The sequence below is a fragment of the Advenella sp. FME57 genome, from assembly GCF_014897675.1.
GTDB lineage: Bacteria > Pseudomonadota > Gammaproteobacteria > Burkholderiales > Burkholderiaceae_B > Advenella.
The window spans coordinates 638,874-661,700 of the sequence record NZ_JABUXU010000001.1 but is presented as its reverse complement, the minus strand read 5'-3'; the positions used below and the strand labels follow the sequence as shown (position 1 = coordinate 661,700).

Annotated in this window: 22 protein-coding genes and 4 tRNA genes; 21 read left to right on the top strand and 5 right to left on the bottom strand. The window is 50.3% G+C overall.

Translation table 11 applies throughout. The features are described 5' to 3' along the window. The 4 genes from INT32_RS02995 to INT32_RS02980 form a co-directional block, all read left to right on the top strand. A partial coding sequence (locus INT32_RS02995) for a copper resistance protein B (RefSeq protein WP_370540154.1) occupies positions 1-889 on the top strand: 889 nt, incomplete at its 5' end. 65 nt (positions 890-954) lie between these two features. Next, entirely contained in the window at positions 955-1,449 is a 495-nt protein-coding gene (locus INT32_RS02990; protein WP_193087209.1) for a plastocyanin/azurin family copper-binding protein, read from the top strand. Positions 1,450-1,543: 94 nt separating this feature from the next. After that, entirely contained in the window at positions 1,544-2,131 is a 588-nt protein-coding gene (locus INT32_RS02985) for a M23 family metallopeptidase (protein WP_193087208.1), read from the top strand. A gap of 34 nt (positions 2,132-2,165) precedes the next feature. Continuing rightward, a complete protein-coding gene (locus tag INT32_RS02980; RefSeq protein WP_193087207.1) occupies positions 2,166-2,651 on the top strand; it encodes a cytochrome c in 486 nt (161 codons plus the stop codon). 20 nt (positions 2,652-2,671) lie between these two features. Here INT32_RS02980 and INT32_RS02975 read toward each other — a convergent pair whose 3' ends face one another. Beyond that, positions 2,672-5,044 carry a copper-translocating P-type ATPase gene (locus INT32_RS02975; protein WP_193087206.1) on the bottom strand — a complete coding sequence of 791 codons (2,373 nt, stop codon included), beginning with the start codon at positions 5,042-5,044 and terminating at the stop codon, positions 2,672-2,674. Positions 5,045-5,058: 14 nt separating this feature from the next. Further along, positions 5,059-5,265, bottom strand: a complete 207-nt coding sequence (locus INT32_RS02970; RefSeq protein WP_193087205.1) for a hypothetical protein — start codon at positions 5,263-5,265, stop codon at positions 5,059-5,061. Between the two features lie 578 nt (positions 5,266-5,843). On the opposite strand from INT32_RS02970, the gene INT32_RS02965 reads away from it, so the two are divergent. From INT32_RS02965 to INT32_RS02955, 3 genes are all read left to right on the top strand, one after another. Next, positions 5,844-6,224, top strand: a complete 381-nt coding sequence (locus INT32_RS02965) for a helix-turn-helix domain-containing protein (RefSeq protein ID WP_193087204.1) — start codon at positions 5,844-5,846, stop codon at positions 6,222-6,224. A 498-nt stretch (positions 6,225-6,722) separates the two neighbouring features. Beyond that, the gene (locus INT32_RS02960) at positions 6,723-7,097 is read left to right on the top strand and encodes a hypothetical protein (protein ID WP_193087203.1); all 375 of its coding nucleotides are present in this window, start codon (positions 6,723-6,725) and stop codon (positions 7,095-7,097) included. Continuing rightward, positions 7,076-8,137: a tyrosine-type recombinase/integrase gene (locus INT32_RS02955; protein WP_193087202.1), complete on the top strand. Its 1,062-nt coding sequence runs from the start codon at positions 7,076-7,078 to the stop codon at positions 8,135-8,137. Before INT32_RS02960 ends, INT32_RS02955 begins: the two co-directional genes overlap by 22 nt. Before the next feature lie 51 nt (positions 8,138-8,188). On the opposite strand, the gene INT32_RS02950 is transcribed toward INT32_RS02955, so the two are convergent. Then, positions 8,189-8,265 (bottom strand) — tRNA-Pro (locus INT32_RS02950). A 92-nt stretch (positions 8,266-8,357) separates the two neighbouring features. Beyond that, on the bottom strand, positions 8,358-8,765 hold the full coding sequence (locus INT32_RS02945) for a hypothetical protein (RefSeq protein WP_193087201.1): 408 nt from the start codon (positions 8,763-8,765) through the stop codon (positions 8,358-8,360). A gap of 625 nt (positions 8,766-9,390) precedes the next feature. Between INT32_RS02945 and INT32_RS02940 the strand changes: the two genes are divergently transcribed. From INT32_RS02940 to INT32_RS02920, 5 genes are all read left to right on the top strand, one after another. Then, positions 9,391-9,478, top strand: a tRNA-Leu gene (locus tag INT32_RS02940). Positions 9,479-9,499: 21 nt separating this feature from the next. Then, positions 9,500-9,589 (top strand) — tRNA-Ser (locus tag INT32_RS02935). Positions 9,590-9,930: 341 nt separating this feature from the next. Further along, positions 9,931-11,172: an MFS transporter gene (locus INT32_RS02930; RefSeq protein WP_193087200.1), complete on the top strand. Its 1,242-nt coding sequence runs from the start codon at positions 9,931-9,933 to the stop codon at positions 11,170-11,172. 410 nt (positions 11,173-11,582) lie between these two features. After that, a complete protein-coding gene (locus INT32_RS02925; protein WP_193087199.1) occupies positions 11,583-13,067 on the top strand; it encodes a SulP family inorganic anion transporter in 1,485 nt (494 codons plus the stop codon). Positions 13,068-13,081: 14 nt separating this feature from the next. Continuing rightward, positions 13,082-13,936, top strand: a complete 855-nt coding sequence (locus INT32_RS02920) for a universal stress protein (protein WP_193087198.1) — start codon at positions 13,082-13,084, stop codon at positions 13,934-13,936. Positions 13,937-14,131: 195 nt separating this feature from the next. On the opposite strand, the gene INT32_RS02915 is transcribed toward INT32_RS02920, so the two are convergent. After that, the gene (locus tag INT32_RS02915) at positions 14,132-14,551 is read right to left on the bottom strand and encodes a winged helix-turn-helix domain-containing protein (RefSeq protein ID WP_193087197.1); all 420 of its coding nucleotides are present in this window, start codon (positions 14,549-14,551) and stop codon (positions 14,132-14,134) included. 656 nt (positions 14,552-15,207) lie between these two features. Between INT32_RS02915 and INT32_RS02910 the strand changes: the two genes are divergently transcribed. The 9 genes from INT32_RS02910 to INT32_RS02870 all read left to right on the top strand — a co-directional run bounded on the left by INT32_RS02910 (position 15,208) and on the right by INT32_RS02870 (position 22,826). After that, the gene (locus tag INT32_RS02910) at positions 15,208-16,185 is read left to right on the top strand and encodes an NAD(P)H-quinone oxidoreductase (RefSeq protein ID WP_193087196.1); all 978 of its coding nucleotides are present in this window, start codon (positions 15,208-15,210) and stop codon (positions 16,183-16,185) included. Positions 16,186-16,253: 68 nt separating this feature from the next. Further along, positions 16,254-17,003: a triose-phosphate isomerase gene (gene tpiA / locus INT32_RS02905; protein ID WP_193087195.1), complete on the top strand. Its 750-nt coding sequence runs from the start codon at positions 16,254-16,256 to the stop codon at positions 17,001-17,003. A 48-nt stretch (positions 17,004-17,051) separates the two neighbouring features. Continuing rightward, positions 17,052-17,603: a preprotein translocase subunit SecG gene (gene secG, locus INT32_RS02900; protein ID WP_193087194.1), complete on the top strand. Its 552-nt coding sequence runs from the start codon at positions 17,052-17,054 to the stop codon at positions 17,601-17,603. A gap of 44 nt (positions 17,604-17,647) precedes the next feature. Then, positions 17,648-17,732, top strand: a tRNA-Leu gene (locus INT32_RS02895). Between the two features lie 414 nt (positions 17,733-18,146). Beyond that, positions 18,147-18,605 carry an azurin gene (gene azu, locus INT32_RS02890; protein WP_193087193.1) on the top strand — a complete coding sequence of 153 codons (459 nt, stop codon included), beginning with the start codon at positions 18,147-18,149 and terminating at the stop codon, positions 18,603-18,605. A gap of 777 nt (positions 18,606-19,382) precedes the next feature. Further along, positions 19,383-20,582, top strand: a complete 1,200-nt coding sequence (locus INT32_RS02885; RefSeq protein WP_193087192.1) for a porin — start codon at positions 19,383-19,385, stop codon at positions 20,580-20,582. Between the two features lie 714 nt (positions 20,583-21,296). Next, positions 21,297-21,656, top strand: a complete 360-nt coding sequence (locus INT32_RS02880; RefSeq protein WP_193087191.1) for an NADH-quinone oxidoreductase subunit A — start codon at positions 21,297-21,299, stop codon at positions 21,654-21,656. Between the two features lie 24 nt (positions 21,657-21,680). After that, positions 21,681-22,169: an NADH-quinone oxidoreductase subunit B family protein gene (locus tag INT32_RS02875; RefSeq protein ID WP_193087190.1), complete on the top strand. Its 489-nt coding sequence runs from the start codon at positions 21,681-21,683 to the stop codon at positions 22,167-22,169. Between the two features lie 42 nt (positions 22,170-22,211). Further along, positions 22,212-22,826: an NADH-quinone oxidoreductase subunit C gene (locus INT32_RS02870; protein WP_193087189.1), complete on the top strand. Its 615-nt coding sequence runs from the start codon at positions 22,212-22,214 to the stop codon at positions 22,824-22,826. The last annotated feature ends 1 nt before the right edge of the window (position 22,827 follow it).

The window sequence follows — 22,827 nt, the reverse complement described above, 5'->3', positions numbered from 1 at the left end:
TGCTGGCGAGGGCAAGAAAGAGATGCCTGCGATGGATCATAGCAAGATGAACATGTCTGGCTCCGATGCAGGCAAGGAAGATATGTCTGCTATGGACCATAGCAAGATGAACATGCAAGGCATGGATCATGGCTCCATGCAAATGCAAGGGGGTTCCGCTCCGTCTGATGCAAGAGACCCACATGGCTATTCTGACGGCTATACATTGGATAGCGGGGAATACTCACTTGGCCCTCAGAACCGTCTCAGAATGTCCGATGAACACAATTTTGCATCGGTCTTGTTCGATCGATTTGAATACGTAAAATCGGGAAGCAGCGAGGGTCTAGCATACGAAGCACAAGCATGGTTTGGTGGGACCTATGATCGCGCAGTTTTAAAAGCGGAAGGTGAGATCGAGAGTGGAAAACTGCAAGAGGCACAAACTGAGTTGCTCTGGGGCCATGCCGTTTCCACCTTTTGGGATACTCAGCTTGGTGTCCGATTCGATCATGGAGAAGGCCCAAAACGTCAATGGCTAGCTTTCGGCGTCCAAGGTCTTTCACCCTATTGGTTTGATATTGATGCTACTGCTTATGTTGGGTCAGGCGGCAGAACGGCATTAAGTCTAAGTGCTGAATATGAACTATTAATAACGCAGAAATTGGTCTTACAGCCACGAGCCGAAGTCAATTTTTATGGCAAAAAAGATGAAGCACGAGAAATTGGTAGTGGTCTCTCAGATGGAACAGCTGGCCTTCGCTTAAAGTACGAAGTTAATCGTCAATTTGTCCCATACATTGGGGTCGAATGGACTGGTAAGTTTGGCCAAACCGCAAATTTTGCAAGAAGCGCCGGTGAAAGTACCCGTGAGACAAAATTTGTGGCGGGCGTAAGTTTTCGCTTCTAGAAGTTAGCCCAATATTAAATAGTTATTGTCCTTTAACTTGTTAATTTTTTTTGAAAGAGATATTTATGAAAAAAATTCTATCTGTTTTAATTTTTGGTGCATTACCAACATTCGCATTTGCTGCCGGAGGTCATAGTGACGGCCACCAGATGCAAGGGCATGACATGTCAAAGATGAATGTTAGCAATTCCGCTACCGGTAAACCAGGAAAAGCATCGAATGCGACCAGAACCATTGAATTAGTCATGAACGATTCGATGCGTTTCACTCCGAACACGATTAACGTCAAGCCTGGGGAGACTGTCCGATTTTTTATTAAAAATGTAGGAAAAATACCTCACGAAATGGTGATCGGCTCAGCGTCAGAAATGAAAGAACATGCGGCAATGATGCGGAAAATGCCCGGGATGAAACATGCTGAACCCAATATGATTTCTTTGAATCCTGGTCAAAAAGGGGCTCTAGTCTGGGAATTTACCCAGGCTGGCACTGTTGATTTTGCATGTTTAATTTCTGGCCATATGGAGGCCGGAATGTTAGGCAAAATTAAAGTTGGTTAAATTTATCAACTTCAACGGCCAGCCTATTCCAGAAATTAACGCTTCTGGAATAGGCTGGCCGCGTTCATGGTATCCGTCTTTATAAATTAGTTTAATGCTTAAAATTAAAAACCCATTGATATTTGTATTGTCCATACTGATTACGAGTTCTGCTGTTGCATCGGACGCGGTCCCAATTCTTGTCGATAAAAATGCATTTTTCACGCTAGACCAATTGGTGGCAACAGATACCGCTGATATTGAAAATATATCTACCTTGTTCCTGGATACACCGCTTGAGTCTAACGTGCGCATAAATTCAGATTTCGGATACAGATTACATCCCGTTTCCGGAAAATGGGCCGGACATCAAGGCCTAGATTATGCAGCCCCGAAAGGCACTCCAATCCGGGCAACTGCACGAGGCAAGATTTCTTTCATTGGTTTGCAAAAAGGGTATGGAAAAGTGATCTTTATCGAACATAACGATAAATATTCCACAGTCTATGCTCATCAAAGCCGCTTTAACAAAGGCTTAAAAATCGGGTCGCTAATAGAGCAAGGACAAACCATAGGATATGTTGGATCCACAGGTACTTCAAGTGGCCCACATTTACACTATGAATTAAGAAATAATAACCAACCGGTAAACCCTGTTCATGAAAAAACTAGATTGGCCGCGTCAACCACAGATGTTCGATAACTCACCATAGAGATCGTAAAAAATGGAAAATTGGATGCAATCGAATCTAAAGATTATATATATGGTGGTTGGTGCAATCTTCTTATTGGGAACGGCTGCTGGCATATATTCTTTTCTAGAGCTTAGAAATTCAGGTCGTACTTATATTGATCCCGCAGACAAAAGCCTTGTAAATCTTGGTGAAGAGATTTATCAGACTAATTGCGCAGCGTGTCATGGAGTAAACCTTGAAGGCCAGCCAAATTGGCGCACAAAAAATCCAAACGGACGTATGCCTGCCCCACCACATGACAAAACGGGACACACTTGGCACCATCCAGACGCAATTTTGTTTTCAATCACTAAGTTTGGCATCACGCCTGGAAAGACTGCGCCAAAAGGCTATGAGAGCGACATGCCTGCATTTTCAGAAATACTGGAGGACCAAAAAATTACCGCTGTTATAGCCTATATAAAAAGCACCTGGCCTGAAAAAGTTCAAGAAGCGCAAAAAGAAGTTACCTATGAGACACAAAAATAAGCCGCCTCGCTAGAAACCAACTATTTCATCGTTCGCAGCCGTAGGGCATTGGAAATGACCGATACCGAGCTCAGGCTCATGGCCAGTGCTGCGATCAGCGGCGAAAGCAACCAGCCGGTCCATGGGTACAGAATCCCGGCAGCGATGGGAACCCCCAAAGCATTGTAGATAAAGGCGAAACCTAGGTTTTGCTTCATGTTCTTAATCGTCAAATCAGATAGATGCCGTGCTTGGCCGATACTACGCAGGTCCCCCTTAACGAGGGTGACAGATGCGCTGTTCATAGCCACATCAGTGCCGGTCCCCATGGCCACACCTATATCGGCTTTTGCCAAGGCGGGTGCATCGTTGATACCATCTCCCGCCATGGCGACAATTTTTCCTTCATTTTGATATTTTTCCACTAAGTCGTATTTATCGGCTGGTGTCACTTCTCCATGTACCGTATCAATGCCCAGTTTTTTACCGACAGCCCGCGCGGTCGTCGTCGCATCACCAGTCGCCATAATTGTCTGAATACCCAGCTGGCGTAATGTGTCGAGAGCTTGCGCTGTTGAACCCTTGACGGGATCAGTAACGGATAAAATCCCTGCCAAATTATTATCGACTGCCAAATACATCACGCTTGCTCCCTCGGCCCGGAGGGATTCGGCCTGTGATTTTAGTGTGACAATATCCACTTTTTCTCGGCTCATCAACAAGGTATTGCCAAGGAAAAGTTGTTTACCCGTAACATGCCCCTGGACTCCCATTCCTGTGATCGAATCGAAGTGTTCAACAGGCTGCAACGTAAGTCCATCATCTTTGGCTTTTTGAACAATGGCCTGGGCCAACGGGTGTTCGCTACCTTGATCCAGGCTAGCCGCAAACAGCAGTACATCTTGTTCGGTGAATCCAGGGGCCACTATTACCTGATCAAAACGTGGTCGGCCTTCGGTCAGAGTGCCGGTTTTATCGACAATCAAAGTGTTGATCTTATGGAAATTTTCAATGGCGGCTGCGTCTTTGAATAAAATACCTTGTGTAGCTGCTCGGCCCGTGGCTACCATGATGGTCATCGGGGTAGCCAAGCCCAAGGCACAGGGGCAGGCGATGATCAAAACCGCCACAGCGTTGATCAGGCCATAGACCCACCCTTGTGTGCCGCCCAAGAAACCCCACGCGAAGAATGTCAATATAGCAGCCGCCACGACGGCCATCACAAAATAACCAGCAATCGAGTCGGCCATTCGCTGCATGGGCGCCCTGGATCGTTGGGCCTGAGCGACCATCGTCACGATTTGCGACAGCACCGTTTCGGCACCGATTTTGTCGGCGCGCATGACCAGGGCACCGGTGGTATTTTGCGTCGCTCCTATCAACTTGTCTTGGGCGTGTTTTGTAACAGGCAGAGGTTCGCCGGTCAGCATTGATTCATCGACGGCACTACTACCGTCCAGCACGAGACCATCAACAGGCACTTTTTCACCCGGTCGTACGCGTAATTTGTCTCCAACATGGACATGAGCTAAGGGGATATCCTCTTCTGACCCATCGGAGTTGATGCGCCGGGCAGTTTTGGGAGCCAGACCCATCAGAGATTTAATCGCCTGGGAAGTTTGTGAGCGCGCTTTAAGCTCTAACATTTGCCCGAATAAGGTCAATGAAATAATAGCGGCAGCGGCCTCGAAATAGACCGACACACGCCCCATGTCGAAAAATGCGGGCGGAAATACGTGCGGCGTCACGGTCGCGACTACGCTATAGAGATAAGCTGCGCCGGTCCCAAGACTAATCAGCGTCCACATATTAGGACTCATATTGCGAACTGACTGCACACCCCTAACAAAGAATGGCCAACCCGCCCAAAGTACCACTGGCGTTGTCAGAATCAATTCGATCCAACTTTGGATGCCGCCAGCGAACCAATGGACAAAATGCATCGACATGGCCAGCCCAACGACAATGATCGTCAACGGTAAGGACCACCAGAACCGCTGCCTGAAGTCTTTGAGTTCGGGATTTTCGTCTTCATCGAGAGTCGGGATCTCAGCTTCCAGCGACATCCCGCAAATAGGGCAATGGCCAGGATGATCTTGGCGGATTTGTGGATGCATGGGGCAAATGTACATGGCCCCGGTCGTCGACTGCGTGCTTGGCTCGACAGCCTGATCATGGTGGTGATGTTCGGATGGGCTATGTCCTACACGGTCATGATGATGGTGTTCCCCATGTTTGCCTTGAGCCGATTCTTTCGCCAGATCGGCCTTTGGGACCAAAAACATATGGCATATAGGACAATTACCTGGGCTGCTCTGCTCAATTTCAGGATGCATTGGGCAGGTGTAAATCGAACCCTTATCACTGCCAGGACGGCTACCTTCTGCATGACTAGTAGGGTGAGTATGCGCCATGAGCCTTTCTCCAATTATGTCAATTTTTCGAAATCATCTGTTTTGAGCGAATTTTCCTGAGAGCAAGCCACCTGAAGATAAGCGCATATTAATTGTTCTTCACCTTCGTCTGGGTCAGTCATTGCCTCGAGCGCACGCTCGGCAACACGAAGATTCCTTTCGTCACAAGCACGCATGAAGGCGGCCAAAATCTCCTCGCCCAAGCTTGTATGGCTTTCCATAGTATTACTAGTCCCTCTGCCAGTATTACAGTGTATCAATAAGATAAACGTTCCCACAGTGGCAATGTCAAGGCACCATTTGTGACTCGTGGCAAAATGACAATATCATTCAGCAACTCATAAATATCACTTGGAATGCGTAAATATATATTTATGGATATCAGCAGCGTTTTCTAGGAATGGATCAAACCCCACTACACACCTGAGGAGTGCAAAAAGGGCTACTACTAAAAAATATCGAAAATATCGGGTTGTAGTAACCAAATATCACAGCACGCGTTAAAATCGCAAAATGTGGATTGACTAGTCAGAATTATCCGGAATACTGGAATTTTCAACCCATTCTGAAATATTTTTGGAAGTTAAATTCCCTAGTTTAGGGAACATCTGGCTTATAAGAGTCAAATTGGTTGCCAAAACAACGTTACAGCCTACTACGCTAACTGTTTGAAAGATAAGGATATACTTTTCTAGTAATAATAGTTTCCGGAAATTTCGTAAAAAATATAAAATTTTTGTACCAATAAAATCAATTACTAATAACTCGAGGGAGTACAAAATACTTCTACTATTCCTATATGAATGAAATTAAGAGCGAGTTGGCAAAGTGGGTTAGAGAGGCCCGTGAGTTTGGTAATCTGACTCAAGATCAGTTGGGTGAAATATTGGGTAGAACTAAATCAAATATTTCGTCAATGGAGAAGGCTCGTCATGAACCAAGTTATACCCAATTATTGCAAATTGCTAAAGCGACAGGTTTTCGAAAGCCGTTTCCAGGGATGACTGAGCCTGTGGCGCTGGCAAACATAATTTCAGAGTCTGGCGAGTGGCCTTTCAAATCGATTTCATATGAGCAATACTTATTGCTTTCTGCGTCGGATAAACGGGAAATAGAATCTATTTTGGGTATTAAAGCAGAAAAAAAAGCTCTTCGTAAAAAAGTGAAAGCGGTAAATTAGTGCTGTTTGCATCTGTAAATATAAGCCACAGTTGAGCATCGCATCTACGGAAAGAAAAGTGCTTCTCCATTAATTGTTTGTCGACTACAGCTGAGTAGTGCGATCAGACAAATTATGATTTGATTCTAGAAATCCAAAAAGCTGATTATTTTAGGATCTGCAATTAATGATTACAAAACAAGTGTGGCATTTTTATATCAAAATTGTTGACAAATAAAGTACAAAAAAAATATACTTGGGCTATCGAACGGCACATGATTGTCGGAACCCAGGCGATGCCCTAAGGGGAGCAATTGGGAGAGATCAAAAGGGAAAACCGGAAGATCAAGATGCCTGGAGCCGGGGAGGGAACAGCCAGGCGCAGTATCTTTGAGGGCTTTTTCTTAAAACCTTCAAATATGCTGGAATATTTGTATTGCATGGAAACGGAGCTTGGGGCACGCGAGTATTTGGCTTTTTAGCTTAATGCTCGCAGTGCTCCATGAAAAGGAGTTATGCATGTACCGAATGAAACGAGGCTTCAACAAAGCCGAGGCGATGGACTATTTGGGTGTCAAAGCTAAGTTTTTCGATCTTCATATGATGCCGCAACTTAAAAATAAAGTGGTACGAGCGGGAATTTCATTGGTCTTCCAAAGAAACGACCTTGATGAGGCGTGGGAACGTTATACACTTACCGTTGACGGTAATCGTGCTGTAGATATCCCGCAAGGAGAAAATACATGGCACGAACGAAACAAACGGGTATCCGCACTGAAAAAGACGGAAGTTACCGAGTTGACGCCAAATACCGAGGGCAGCGCCTTTTTAAACGCGGCTTCTCACTATACCAAGAGGCCGAGCAATGGCTTATGGAAGCAAAAATCGGTATAAGTCGACTCGATACTGAGCAGCGCATACCTGTTACTTTAGACCAGGCAGCAGCCAGATATGTGAAAGAGAAGGGAAAGATAGATTCTCCTTCCCTGAAGAATGACATTTCCATGCTCAAGCCAGCGATTGCAGTAATTGGCTCTTTAACCTTAGATGAAATAAATAATGAAACGGTCAAACCGTTTATCGATTTTCGCCTTAAGCAGAGACTGAAAAAGAAAACGATCAACTATACGCTTGGGCTAGTAAGGACGATATGCAATTTGGCGGCTGACGAGTGGAGGTTCGAAAATGGACTTACTTGGCTAGAAAAAGCGCCAAAAATTACTTTGCTGGATGAGGATGATAAAAGGCCTCCCAGGCCAATTACGTGGAATGAGCAAGAAAAACTATTACAGCAACTTCCGGAGCATCTTCGAAATATGGTCTTGTTTGACCTGAATACGGGTCTCAGAGAAGACGTTGTTTGTTCACTGCGTTGGGATTGGGAGCTCAAAATCAATCTGCACCCAAATTTGCCTGTTTCCGTCTTTGTTATACCTCGAGTTAATGTCAAAGGGCGAAAATCTGAGCGTATCGTTGTATGTAATTCAGTCGCACAATCCATTGTCGAATCACAGCGGGGCCTGCATTCGGAAGCTGTTTTTACCTATTGGCGACCACGCAAAGGTGAAGATAAAGTGGATCTGAAGCATCAGCCAGTGAACTTTATCAACAATACGGCTTGGCAGAAAGGTGTGAAGCGTGCGGGTGTGGAGGATCTGCATGTCCATGATCTACGGCATACCGTTGGCATGCGGCTTCGACTCACTGGCGTAGGGGAGCGCACGCAGGATGTGATTTTATGGCACAGCAACAAGTCCATGAACTCGCATTATGCGATCGCTCAGTTGCGTGAAATATATGATGCGCTTGAAGGTATCGCCCGACCCGGGCATGAGGAGGAAACGCTCAACTTGCATGCGATGATCCGTCAGGCTCAGATCAGGGCCGTAGGAAAAGTCACGCAAAAGTCACGCAGCAATAAAAAAGCCGCTTAAAGAATTGAGCTCTTTAAACGACTTAAGTATTTGATTTCACTATATTTTTTGTGGTCGGGACAGTAAGATTCGAACTTACGACCCTCTGGTCCCAAACCAGATGCGCTACCAGGCTGCGCTATGCCCCGACGTGTTCACTAAATCAGCGAAGAAAAGGATATTAACATAGATCTCGATTTAATGACAAGTAGGTGTGCCTAAAAATCTACACATTCAACACTTAGCGCTGCTGTTTGTTGCGCATTTGCTCCAGTCTGCGGCTGGCGCCTTCCATGCCGCGCTGAGTCTGGCGGTATGAAGACCGGCTTGGTCTGTCGTGGTCTCGCCGGTTATTCCAGTTGCTACGATCATGATCCCGACGGTCGCGCCAATCGTTTCTGTCGCGATGGCGTGCCGCGTCACGGCGTGCTTCCTGGCGACGCTCCCAATCGCGACGGTCGCTGCGCCTGTAATCTACATTTCGGTAGCCACTGCGATAACCACTGCGATAGCCGCTTCCATAGTAACTGGAGCCCCCGCCGTACCCGTCATAACGGTCAGAATAACGCCCGTAACCGTCGCCAGCGTAGCCGGCGCAGCCGCTTAGGGCACCCAGTGCTACCAAAAATATGACCAATATTTTTCTCATATCGACCTCCTGATTTGAAATTCTTGTTTCTATTGCTATACAAAAGCATATATCCCATTTACCCACATGTAAACGAGATACCGTTACGCTGATTATCGTTCTTATTGTGTGTCCAATGTGTTTCTGAAATACGACAGATACAAGGTAAGAATCGCAGTCTGTTACAAAGGATGTTGTGTTTATGTAAGCTGTTGACAATAAGCAAGGGCGACTTGTCATTGATCGAAATGCCTGCAGGCCACCAAATATGGGGATCCCACTGGGGAGCTATTTAACGCAGATCTGTCACCGCTGGCGCGTTTTTGCCGGGACGCTTGCTTCAGCCGACAGCATATAGGCAGCGCATTTTACCGTTGCTTGTTGTGGAAAGCGGCCGTGTGGGGACGTGTTATGGCTGTAAATGAATACGATGAATACATCGATTAACCAGAGTAGGGTGTTATAAGTGTTATAAAGTGGCGCGATGACGTTACTGAGGCCTGTGCTCCAAAGCGTGGCGAGTGGGGTGTAGGTGTCGCATTGATGTCACGAATAAGTGTTGCACTAACTGGTTTGTGAGATTTTTCCGGTGAGTGTGTAGACGTTGGTAAATCAGATGTGCTATATTCTCGTTTCTCCAGTTCACGCACTCGTGGTGAAATAGGTAGACACAAGAGACTTAAAATCTCTCGGGCATTGCGCCCGTGCCGGTTCGATTCCGGCCGAGTGCACCAGAGATGGGTCTCGCATCAACAGGAAGCTTGGCAGAGCGGTTGAATGCACCGGTCTTGAAAACCGGCGAAGGGTTAAACCTTCCGTGAGTTCGAATCTCACAGCTTCCGCCAAAATTCATATGCTCAAGCTGGGCATAGTAAAAAAACCCCGTTAATTCATTGAGTTACGGGGTTTTTTATTGTCTTGCGTTTGAGCGGCTATGGTTTTACTGGCCAATCGATCTTTAAATGCGAGCAGTTGGATTGCCTCAGTGGATATCTGTGCCAAGTCGATTTTCCCCTCGCTAACTGGGTAACGGGTCAAGATGCCGTTAATGACTTAGAATAATACGTTAATAACCAGAAATAATAACCAGCGCTGTTAGTCGGGTCATTTTGGTGATGCCTTGGCGTTTCGCAGTAAGGTAAGGATCTGGTCCAATTATCCAATTTCACAACCGAATACGATTGACATGAAACAGAACAACGCCACCATCGATGATTCTTCCTTGATACTCCCTGAACACGTTCAGCGAGGGAATATCTGGCGTTTGTCCACAGCGCAGGCGCTGGCGGGCGCTAACTCTGTCGTGGTTTATGCCACCGGGGCCATTGTGGGTGAGAATCTGGCTCCGACGCCGATGCTGGCGACGTTGCCCATTTCCATCTTTGTGGTGGGCATGGCTGCATGTATTCTGCCGGTGGGCAAAATTGCCCAGCGTCATGGTCGGCGAGCTGCCTTTCTGGTGGGGACCGGTGCTGGTGTCTTGACTGGCCTGCTGGCTATGGTTGCTGTGATCCAGAGTTGGTTCTGGCTGTTTTGTCTGGCCACCTTCTTTGGTGGCGGCTATGCCGCGGTGGTGTTGACGTTTCGTTTTGCCGCGGCAGACGGGGTGGAAAAGGCCCGACGTGCGCGGGCCCTGTCCCTTGTCATGGCTGGTGGGGTTGTGGCTGGGGTCATCGGTCCGCAATTGGTGACCTGGACCATGGATATGTGGGGCCCGTATAAGTTTGCCGCGACTTTCCTGGTGCAGGCTGTAGTGGCCGCGCTGTCGGCGGTGCTGTTGCTGGGCGTGCGTCTGCCGGCGCCTACGGTAACCGAGCAGGCCGGAGGGAGGCCGCTTTCTGTCATTGCATCGCAACCGCGATTCATCGCAGCGGCCATCAGTGGCGCGGTCGCTTATATGTTGATGAATTTTCTGATGACGTCCGCGCCGCTGGCCATGCATATCAGCGGTCATTCACAGGAGTCCGCCAATCTAGGCTTGCAGTGGCACGTGATTGCGATGTACGCGCCCAGTTTCTTTACGGGCAATCTGATTTCTCGCTTTGGTGCCGGTCGTGTGGCTGCGGTGGGTTTGTTACTCACAGCTCTGTCGGCGGTCGTGGGGCTGGGCGGGCTTGATGTGGCCCACTTCTGGGGTACGCTGATCCTGCTCGGGGTGGGCTGGAATTTCGGATTTCTCGGCGCTTCTGCGTTAGTGCTTGAATGTCATCGGCCCGAAGAGAAAACCCGCGTGCAGTCACTCAATGATTTCATTGTTTTTGGCCTAATGGCCGCCGGGTCTTTTTCATCGGGCGGACTGTTGAGTGCTTATGGATGGAATACGGTGTTGTGGGTGTCCTTTATTCCTCTGGTGCTGGCGGTCATCGCGCTGGCGCTGGCCAGGCGAAAAAGAGCGCCGGTTCTCACGGTTCAGGAAGAGAGTCGGTAGCGCGCGCCAGCGCTGCGCCAAAGGCGAGGTTGCTCATTGACGGGCGTCTGCTGACTGATCCGACGTCTGGGTCGCGGGTATGCTAAACTTGCCGCAACCCAAATGTGGGCGATTCCCGAAATGCGGGGATCCCTGCGTAATCGCTTTTTATTATTCTTCTAATAATCAGACCCATGTAATTGGTTCTTCCAACAGCAGATCTTCTGCTCGCTCTACTGTATAGCTGAGGCAGCATTGCAACATGCGGCTTTTTGCTGTCGTCTTTTTCCGTATTCAATATCCCGGCTTCCCGCCGCTTCACACAAAACCTCATCGCCTGCGGGCGATTGCAACCGACGTGCCTACGTATTTGCGCGTGGGCTGTCCGCGGCTGATGAGCATCAGGGGGAGTCGTTTAAATTTTTAAAATTATGTTTACAAAAAATACTATCAAACAGGATTGGTTTTCCAATATCAGGGGCGATTTGCTGGCGGGCCTCGTTGTCGCACTTGCACTCATTCCCGAAGCCATTGCGTTTTCGATCATTGCGGGCGTAGATCCTAAAGTGGGTCTTTATGCCTCTTTCTGTATTGCGGTGGTCATCGCTTTTGCCGGCGGCCGGCCTGGCATGATTTCCGCAGCAACCGGCGCCATGGCGTTGCTGATGGTGACCCTGGTCAAGGAGCATGGCCTGCAATATTTACTGGCGGCGACCTTGCTGACCGGCGTGCTGCAGATCCTGGCAGGCGTGCTGCGCCTGGGTGTATTGATGCGCTTTGTCTCCAGCTCTGTTGTGACCGGCTTTGTCAATGCGCTGGCCATACTAATATTCATGGCTCAGTTGCCTGAATTGATGAACGTGACATGGGTTGTTTATGCCATGGTTGCGGCAGGTCTGCTAATTATTTACCTGTTTCCGTATATCACCAGAACGATACCGTCGCCGCTGGTGTGCATCCTGGTGCTGACCGCCATTTCAATGGTGCTGGGGCTGGATATCAGAACGGTGGGCCACATGGGGGAGCTGCCCGATAGTCTTCCTGTCTTTTTGCTGCCGGACGTGCCGCTCAATTGGGAGACATTGAAGATTATTCTGCCTTACTCTGCGCCATTGGCCATCGTGGGGTTGTTGGAGTCGTTGATGACGGCAGCAATCGTCGATGGCCTGACCGATACGCCGAGTGATAAAAACCGGGAGTGTGTGGGGCAGGGCGTGGCAAATATTGCCTCTGGTTTTCTTGGGGGTATGGCCGGGTGCGCAATGATCGGTCAATCTGTCATCAATGTAAAATCCGGCGGTCGCGGACGCCTGTCCACCTTGACTGCGGGCGGCGTATTGTTGATTCTGATCGTCTTTCTGGGGCCATGGGTCAAACAGATTCCAATGGCAGCGTTGGTGGCGGTGATGATCATGGTGTCTATCGGGACTTTCAAGTGGTCTTCGTTGCGCGATTTGACCCGCCATCCCAAAAGCTCGAGCATAGTCATGATCGCCACTGTCGTGGTGGTGGTGGCCACGCACGATCTGGCAAAAGGCGTGCTGGTGGGCGTGCTGCTAAGCGGGATATTCTTTGCCCACAAGGTGGGGCAGGTGCTTAGCGTTACATCATTTAAAACCGGCAGTGAAGCGTCCAGAACCTATCATGTGACAGGGCAGATTTTCTTTGCGTCGGCGCAGGCGTTCATTTCCAGATTTGACTTCAGGGAAGTGATTGACGAGGTTACCATTGACTTGCGTTCCGCAAGGTTCTGGGATATTACTGCAATTGGTGCGCTGGACACGGTCATACTCAAGTTCCGGCGTGAAGGAACGGTAGTCAACATTGAAGGACTGGACCAGGCCAGCACCACGCTGGTGGATCGCTTTGCTGTTCATGACAAGCCGGACGGGGCTGGCAATCTGCTGAACCATTAGAAAGGGAGACATAAATGAAAAAAATTATTGCGTGCATCGATGGCGCCAGGCATACGCTTGCCGTGTGTGATTATGCAATTTGGGCATCGCAGCATTTGAATATCCCCATTGATTTTTTGCATGTGTTGGACAGACATCCGGAAAAGGCATCAATCGTCGATTTGAGCGGGAGCATTGGTTTTGACGCCCATGACATGCTGCTGAGCCAATTGAGCGAGCTTGATGAGCAGCGCAGCAAACTGGCCCAGTTGCATGGAAAAAATATTCTGGAGATGGTCAGAAAGCGGGCAGTGGCCGCAGGCTTGAGTGCCGTTGAAACGCGCCAACGACACGGCGCATTGACGCCAAGCCTGCTGGATCTGCAGGGCGAGGCCAGAATGATTATCCTGGGGCAGCACGAGCAGGCCAAAGGAGCGCATCGCAGCTATTTTGATCACAACGTAGAGAAGATCGTCCGGTCGGTGGATTTGCCGGTGTTGGTTGTTTCAGAGTCGTTTCGTGTACCAGAGCGTTTCCTGGTAGCGTTCGATGGGAGTGATACGGCGCGTAAAATGGTAGAGCGCCTGGCCGGTAGTGCGCTGCTGGCAGATCTGCAGTGCCATGTGCTATATGTTGGCGAGGATTCGAAGCAGGCCGCGCAACATATGGATTGGGCGCGGTCGGCGTTGACCGCGATGCAGTTTGAGCCGATTGTGTCCGTGCTGGACGGCGAGCCCGAGGCAGTGATCGTGGATTATATATTGTCCAATGATATCGATTTGCTGGCAATGGGCGCTTATGGACACTCGCGGATTCGCGAGCTTATTGTTGGAAGTCTGACGACTACGCTGTTGAGAACCAGTCCGGTGCCTGTGCTGATCATGCGATAGGCGCTGTGAGCTCGTCGTGATTGAGCGTTTTGGCGAACGCAAGGTTCAGGCAGGCGAGCGTGCTGGTCTCTTAACGCCTGCACGCCGGTGTTTTTGGCAGCCGGCCGGTGCGCAGGGATCTATGGGCGCGCGGGTTTCGAGGGAGTGTTATGTCTAGCGCCGGGTTCTGGTGGGTGCGCGTGCTGGCTGCTTCTGTCAATGCGGTATGGGATATAAAGCGTTGTCTGTTCCGGGAGTGTGCTTTTCTGTTCCGAACGCGTGTCTTTTTTTCTGAATTGCTTCCGACAGAAAATATCCTTTTTTCCGTTCGGTATGGATCAGATTCGGGAAAAAATCCTGATCGATTCTGCGGCGCAAGCGTGCGATGTGCACATCAATGGCATTGGAGTTCGAGCACGGTGGCTGTTTGTCCAGAACGGCATTCAGCGCCGATTTGGATATAACGGTCCCCGGGTGGGCCGCCAGATAGAGCAAGATACGAAACTGGGTTACCGATAGCGTGATTTGCACGCCGGAGCGTGTCACTCGGCTGCTGTGCAGGTCGATTTCCAGATCGGCAACAATCAGTTTGTTGCGTCCATCAAATGCGGTCAATTTCTCCGGCGTTGTTTTCATAAGTTTTGTTGGACATCCGGGCGGGCTAGTGCAGATGTGCATCTGCAAACTTTCCGGCACAGGTCCATCTTTATTGCCTGTTACGCCGCACCTTTGCAATTGTCACGGGCCGACCGCAATTGATTAATCCATGCGGGTCAGGGCGCGCTGGTGAAAAAAACAGCGCACGCCTCGGCTCGAGCGCAATCGAGACAGTCAACTGCTGGCCGAAAAAGCGTTAGGTCCGGCAATTTAGTCATCAACGCGTTGCATCACAATATGTGTGGTGTGGTGCTGTAGCGCGACAGGCATGGATCTTCATGGGTTGCCCCGGCAAGCAGGGCCTGTCGGTGCGGGCATGTTAAAGCGTCAAGATTATCACGATATTCAGTTGTATGTCAGCCTATGTAGAGGGGGGGTCTATGTAGAGGGGAGGTCTATGTAGAGGGGAGGTCTATGTAGAGGGGAGGCATGAGGCGCGGCATATGAATCGGGGTTGCTGCGGGGCGCGCATAAAACATGAGTACGACATACATAAGGCATGCTGGGGCTCGTTTATTTCCCCAATTGACCTTATCGTGAAGGCAGGCGCAGGTTTCGACGTTAAAATCTCCTGATTGACAGTCAGGCATGGCATTCGTGCGCATGACCTCCATTATTTTTGCAGGAGAAGACAGATGAAGGCAGTTGAAATTTCCACCCCAGGCGGCCCCGAAGTATTAAAGCTGGTGGAGCGTGAAAAGCCCGTATTAAAGCAGGGCGATGTCCTGATTCGCGTGACGGCTGCCGGCATAAACCGACCCGACGTATTTCAGCGCAAAGGCGCCTACCCGCCGCCGCCCGGGGCTTCGGATCTGCCGGGGCTGGAAGTTGCCGGTGAAATCGTAGAGGGCGACCTCACGGGTACCTCCCTGAAAATTGGCGACCGAGTGTGTGCATTGACGCCCGGGGGCGGATACGCCGAGTACTGCGTCGCGCCTGCGGGCAATTGTCTGCCTATCCCTGAAGGTTTCAGTGACGTGGAAGCTGCGGCACTACCAGAGACTTTTTTTACCGTCTGGAGCAATGTGTTCGACCGTGGCGCGTTATCCGGCGAGGACACATTGCTGGTCCATGGCGGCGCCAGTGGTATCGGAACCACAGCCATTCAAATTGCGCGGGCGCTGGGGCACCAGGTTTTTGTAACGGTAGGAAGCGATGAGCGCGCGGCTGCTGTCGAGGCGCTGGGAGCCAGCAAGGCGATCAATTACAAGACCCAGGATTTTGTCGAGGAAATCAAAAAGCTGACTGATGGCAAGGGCGTGGATGTGGTGCTGGATATGGTTTCTGGCGAATATATCAATCGCAATATCCAGTGCCTGGCCGATGACGGGCGGATCGTGATTATCGCCCAGCTGGGTGGAAGCAAGGCAACCATCGATACGGCGCAGGTGATGCGACGACGCTTGACCATTACCGGCTCAACCCTGCGACCGCGCAGTGTCGAGTTCAAAACGCAAATCGCTCAGGCGCTGCTGCAAAAGGTGTGGCCCTTGCTGGCTGCAGGCAAAATCAGGCCCGTTATTCATGCCACATTTGCGCTGGCGCAGGCCGGTGATGCCCATGCCATGATGGAAAAAGGCGAGAACATCGGGAAAATCGTCCTGACGTTTTAAGTTTCCTTTTAGAAATGAAAAGGTTATAATCTCTGGTTTTGTTAAAATCCCTTTTTACCGAGGAAAATATGAGTGTGCGTCGGCGTCTGGTCATCGGAAACTGGAAAATGAATGGCAGCAAGGCTGAAAACCAGCAACTGCTTTCGGATCTGGTCAAATTGCAGAATGCCGCTGCGGTCAATGAGGCAGCGGAGCTCGCCGTATGTGCGCCTTTTCCTTACCTGCAACAAGTGGCGGATATCCTTAAAGATAGTGTCATTGGCTGGGGTGGTCAGGACGCCAGTGAGCATGCCAAGGGAGCATATACCGGTGAAGTGTCGGTTGGCATGCTTGCCGAGTTCGGTTGCGCCTGGGCAATTGTGGGTCATTCCGAGCGCCGCGCCTATCATGGCGAAAGCAGCGATGTTGTTGCGCGCAAGGCCGCTGCTGCAATTGCCGGCGGTATTACGCCTGTGGTATGTGTTGGTGAAACGCAGGCCGAGCGCGAGGCGGGCAATACGCTGCAGGTGATCAGCAGCCAGCTGGAGCCAGTGCTTGCGCTGGGTGCAGGTGCGGTCCGGAAGATGGTGCTGGCGTACGAGCCGGTATGGGCTATCGGTACAGGGCTGACTGCCTCACCAGAGCAGGCTCAGGAAGTGCATGCGCACATTCGCAGCTTGCTGGCTCAAGCGGGTGCGCCCGAGCAGCGCGTTTTGTATGGCGGCAGCGTCAAGGCGGCAAATGCAGCAAGCCTGTTTGCCAAAGAAGATATTGATGGCGCGCTGGTTGGCGGTGCCTCGCTGGTCGCAACAGATTTTCAGGGAATTGCCAACGCCTAGCGGCGTGGCTATATTCCTTATACGGAATTTTTTTGGAGTAATACTTAAATGCCATCGTTTATATACCCTTTACTGGCTGTCGTGCAGGTCTTGTCTGCGCTGACGGTTATTGCCCTGGTGCTGTTGCAGCAAGGCAAGGGCGCTGATATGGGTTCATCTTTTGGTGGCGGTTCTGCCGGGAGTCTTTTTGGTGCTACCGGTGCGGCAAACTTTTTTTCGCGTGCGACAAAATGGGTATCCATCCTGTTTTTCGCCTGCACGCTGGGTCTTGCCTATATTGGTAGCAATGCTGGCCGTAGTGCGGGTCCCGCGACAGGCGGCGGTGTGATGCAGGGCTATGAAACGCCGGCGCCGGCCCCCAATACGCAAGCGCCAGCCGCTCAGCCGCAAGCTGATCTGCCTGCTGCCCCAGCGCCTGCTGAAACGCCAGCGGCTCCGTCTGCTTCTGAAGCGCCAGCGGCGCCTGCCTCGTCAGCGACTCCGGAGCAATCCGGCGCAACACCAGCGGCTCCCGCGGCCGAGAGCTCGCCACCGGCCGAAAATACAACGCCTGCTGCCGCAGAATCACAGCAAGACGCAAATATTGAAACAAAACAGTAAGCGTTTCTGATCAAATAGTGTTATAATCTTCTGTCTTTGCAGATGCTCACGTGGTGGAATTGGTAGACACGCTATCTTGAGGGGGTAGTGGCGAGAGCTGTGCGAGTTCGAGTCTCGCCGTGAGCACCAACTGTTAAATCTAATCTGTATTCCGTAGTCATCAAGCCCTTGCTCCCATAGAGCAGGGGCTTTTTGTTTATCTGGCTTTTGGTAAATGGATGGGGTCGCGGCCTCAGCGCTCGCATGAGCTCCTAATGCTTTGCGGTCTTGATGTTTTGTGGCCTGTTTTGTTGCCATTTGGTCTCGCCGATTGCAAAGCCAACGCCCGCTCTGCGTTCGGGTGATGCTTGTGCTTCAATGCAGGCCGTTGGCGCTTGGCAGGCAGGATGTGCGCTGGCGCGGGCGGAGTCTGTTATTGATTATTGCTGTGGTGTGTTGGTGTTGAGGTGAATCAATTCCGCTATTGATATCGATGCAGCGTTATGAGTGAAAATGGTATAGTTATAAGTCTTAGTCTATTTCACTAACCCCAAGGAGTACATAATGGCTTTTAAGTTAAAACTGAAACACGTGTTGGCCGCAATGGCATTGTCTGCTGCTTCACTGCCCGTTATGGCTGCTGAGTGCTCAATTGACGTTGAGGCCAATGACGCCATGCAATTTAACACCAAGGAAATTGCTGTCAGTAAATCGTGCAAGGAGTTTACGATCAATCTGAAGCATACTGGTAAATTGCCGAAAGCGGCGATGGGACACAATATTGTGATCACCAAGTCTGCTGACATGCAAGGCGTGGAAACTGACGGTATCGCTGCGGGCGCCGATAAAGATTATGTAAAAGAGGGCGACGAACGCGTCATCGCACATACCAAGCTAATTGGCGGTGGCGAATCCGACTCGATCAAAGTGCCGGTCGATAAGCTGACTGGTGATGATATGTTCTTCTGCTCATTCCCTGGGCATGGCGCCATGATGAAAGGTGCTGTCAAGCTGGTGGATTGATGCATTAAAGTGCGCGTGCTTGGCGTTATGCTGGCGCGTTATTGATTCTGCAGGCGAAACCTCCCGAAAAATGGGAGGTTTTTCTTTTTGGCGTGTTTTTTTGCGCGTCCATCTGTTGGGGTAAAAGAGGCAGGGGCTGTGGGTGCCGAGATCGAACAAGGGGGCTGAGCGAGGTCGCGGGAAGCGGCGGGGTGTTGGAGTGTTGGATATGAGCTGCCTACTATACTATTATGTGAGCCGCGTTGTTCGCGCCGGAGTTCCCGCCTGCCGTGGCTCGGTCGTGGCGTAATCGTTGTGCGATGGCGCGGAAAGGGTGCGGACCTGAGCGGGAAATGGCTGCGATAGTGCGTAGAAAGGCTTGGATTGGCAAAAATACAACAAAATGTATTAAATTTGCAACGCATTGTCTGGTGGATCTGTTAACCTGAGTATGACTGTGGAGTTTTCGCTACGCGATCGCTTAATTGTCACCTGGTAGAAACTCAGCAAGGCTGTAGGTACCTGATTTCCTTGAGATTAGCCAAGTTAAAGTAATTTCTAGCTTAAACGAGACTTTCTTTTGATTTTCCAGTCGTTGTTTGCCGTTTAATTTGTGGTTTTGTTGCATGCAACCTACAAAAAAGCAAAAAAAACGGTTCTTGATGCAGATCAAGGTAGCCAGACGGGCCAAAATTTGGTGCAATAACTACAACTTCCCTTCGCGGAGTTTTATAGAGCGGTAGAACATAACGTCTTGATCGCTGCTCTGATCACTCAAAATCTACGGAGATTTAACAAATGAAAAAGACTTTGCTTGCTGCAGCTCTGGTTACCGGCTTCGCTGGTGTAGCTCACGCAGAAACTTCTGTAACGCTTTATGGTCTGGTTGACGCTGGTGTTGGTTACCAACAAACCAAAGTCACTCGGGGTGATGCTTTCACAAAAACACGCGATATCGGTCTGATTAACGGCGTTAAAAACGGCAACCGTTGGGGCCTGAAAGGTACTGAAGATCTGGGTAACGGTACTAGCGCCATTTTCCAACTGGAAAGCGGCTTTGATCTGGGTAACGGTCACTCTTCACAAGGTGGTCGTCTGTTCGGCCGTAAAGCAATCGTTGGTCTGACTGGTGACAGCTGGGGTACATTGACTCTGGGTCGTCAGTACAACGTTGCTGATGATTTCATCTCTCCAATTGATCCATTCGGTACAAGCTTCTTCCAAGCTGGTATTGTTGACGGCGCTTTCGGTTCTTCACCATCTGCCCGTATGGATAATTCCATCAAGTACATGACGCCTGATTTCGCAGGTTTCAAAGCTGCGATCGGTTATGCTGGTAAAAACACAAAAACTGAATCCGATAACGGCTTCGGTATCGAGGAAGAAGAACGCGATACTTCTAACTGGATCACTGCTGGTCTGGCATACTACAACGGCCCGATCTCTGTAGCCGCTTCTTATGACCGCTTCCGTACAGACGTACGCGGTACAGCGGGTGACTTCAAAGGTACTACACACATGTGGAACCTGTTTGGCGCCTACGACTTCGAAGTTGTTAAACTGCACCTGGGCTACGGTCAGATCCGTGGTTCTGTGGCTAACGATGAAGTTCAAAATGCTGGAGCAACTAGTGTTGGTCTGAATGGCGCCTTGGCTGGTTTCACTTCCGGTATGCGTGCTAACGACATGTTGGACTACACACAAACTAACGGCTACCGTCAACAGTCTTGGATGGCTGGTCTGACTGCTCCAGTTGGTGATGATGGTAAAGCACTGTTCTCTTACCAAGGCAACACTTCCAAAAACACTGGCGAAGCATTTGACGGTGTGAAAGGCAAACTGCACATCTTCAGCCTGGGTTATGTACACAACCTGTCTAAACGTACCAGCCTGTATGCAATCGCATCTTACGGTACTGGCAAACTGAAGTTTGACAACGCTGAAAACGTTAAACTGAAATCAACTCTGGTTGGTGTAGGTATGCAACACCGCTTCTAATGAAATGCATCGCTTAGCGATGTTTTCATAGAGCATAAAAAAACCACCCTTCGGGGTGGTTTTTTTTGGGCCGGCTGTAAGCGTGGTCAGCGGGTGGACTGTTGTTGTCTATTGCGCGGCCCGGTTTACGCTCCCGTCTGTCTGTGCTATTGCGCTGTGCGCAAGCATTGTCATGGCGAGTCTTTTCTGGTTTTTTGCTATCCGTTCTTGTGTTCCCTGTCTTCTAGCCATATTGGCACTGGGGTCCCGCCGGCATTTGATTAGCTGTCGTGATTGGCAAGGCGAGGCGCATGCGTGGCTTGCGTTGCGCCTGATTGTGGAGAGATCGAAGGTGGGGGTTACACTGAGGGGGGGGGCGCCGAGGGAACGTTATGTTTTGGGAGGGTTGCGGCTCGACTCAGTGGTTTTGCATGATTTGCCGCGCGAGTAGCAAGCGGGCGGGCGCAGGGGTGAGAGGCGTGAGAGTGATCTGATGTCCGAGGTCGGTCTGGCATCATTGTATCTGGGGTTTTTTTGATCTTGGTGCCAGCAATTTTGGTTGAAAGATCAATCTGTTAAGCTGTGATTCAGTTGCCCTGAAAAATGTTGTATCAAGGTGCCCCAAAGTGCCCAATTATCTGTTTATTACCAGATGAATCTGCACGCGGATGTTTGTGAAATGATACAATCTAAAAGTTTATAAATTTTCATATTCAACCTTTGTGGCGGCGTATTATGTCTATCGCTGAATACTTCCCGGTCCTCCTTTTTATTCTGGTTGCAGGCATCATTGGTGTCGCATTACTGGCAATGGGATCGTTCCTAGGACCGCGTCAGCCCGGTGCCGAAAAAGATTCCCCTTACGAGTGTGGTTTCGAAGCTTTCGAAGACGCGCGTATGCGTTTTGATGTCCGCTATTATCTGGTGGCTATCCTGTTTATTCTGTTTGACCTGGAAATCGCTTTCCTGTTCCCCTGGGCCATTGCCAACGGGCAGGTCGGTCTGGTCGGATTCTGGACGGTCATCGTGTTCCTGACAGTGCTTACTGTCGGGTTTATTTATGAATGGAAAAAGGGTGCACTGGACTGGGATTAACCTGTCCCTGGAGTGTATGTCACTATGTCTTCTGAACAAAACGTTTTGAACAAGCAGGGCTTTCTGGTTACGTCGACCGATGCCGTGCTTAACTGGGTGAAAACCGGCTCCATGTGGCCAGTCACCTTCGGTCTGGCTTGTTGTGCGGTCGAGATGATGCATGCAGGCGCGTCCCGCTATGACCTTGACCAGTTTGGTATTATTTTTCGACCCAGCCCCCGACAGTCCGACGTGATGATTGTTGCCGGTACACTGTGCAACAAAATGGCGCCGCCGCTGCGCAAGGTTTATGACCAGATGGCGGAACCTCGCTGGGTGGTCTCCATGGGCTCCTGTGCCAACGGTGGTGGGTATTACCATTATTCGTATTCCGTTGTGCGCGGCTGTGATCGCATCGTCCCGGTCGATATTTACGTGCCGGGCTGTCCGCCCACTGCAGAGGCCCTGGTATACGGCCTGCTGCAGTTGCAGAACAAGATTCGTCGTACCAATACCATCGTACGCGAAGCGTAACCGGCCGACGGCCGCACCTCTTATTGTAAAAGCGTCAATGTTATGACCCGTTTAGAAACCTTGGAACAAGCCCTGCGCGCACAGTTCGGCGACAAAGAGTCGTTCGTCCTGACCAGCGCCTATGGCGAGCTTAACCTGGAAATTCCAGCCGAAAAATGGATAGAGACCTGTCGGTTTCTACGTGATGACGCCGCTTTCCGCTTTGAGTCCTGTATCGACTTGTGCGGGGTGGATTATCTGACCTATGGCCAACCCGGCGCGCATGCTACGCGCACGTTTCCATCCCGCTTCGCGGTTGCCGTGCAACTGCTGTCACTGACGCATAACTGGCGCCTGCGGGTCCGCACCTGGGTGCCGAACGATGATTTTCCGGTAGTGGCTTCGCTGATCGATGTGTGGCCCGCGGTCAACTGGTTTGAGCGTGAAGCATTCGACCTTTACGGTATTGTCTTTGAAGGTCACCCCGATCTGCGTCGTATCCTGACTGACTATGGCTTTATTGGGCACCCGTTCCGCAAGGATTTTCCACTGTCCGGTTATGTGGAAATGCGTTACGACGAAGCTTCCCAGCGCGTGATTTATCAGCCCGTAACCATCGAGCCGCGCGAAATTACCCCACGCGTGATCCGCGAGGAAGGCTACGGAGTAGGACGTTAAT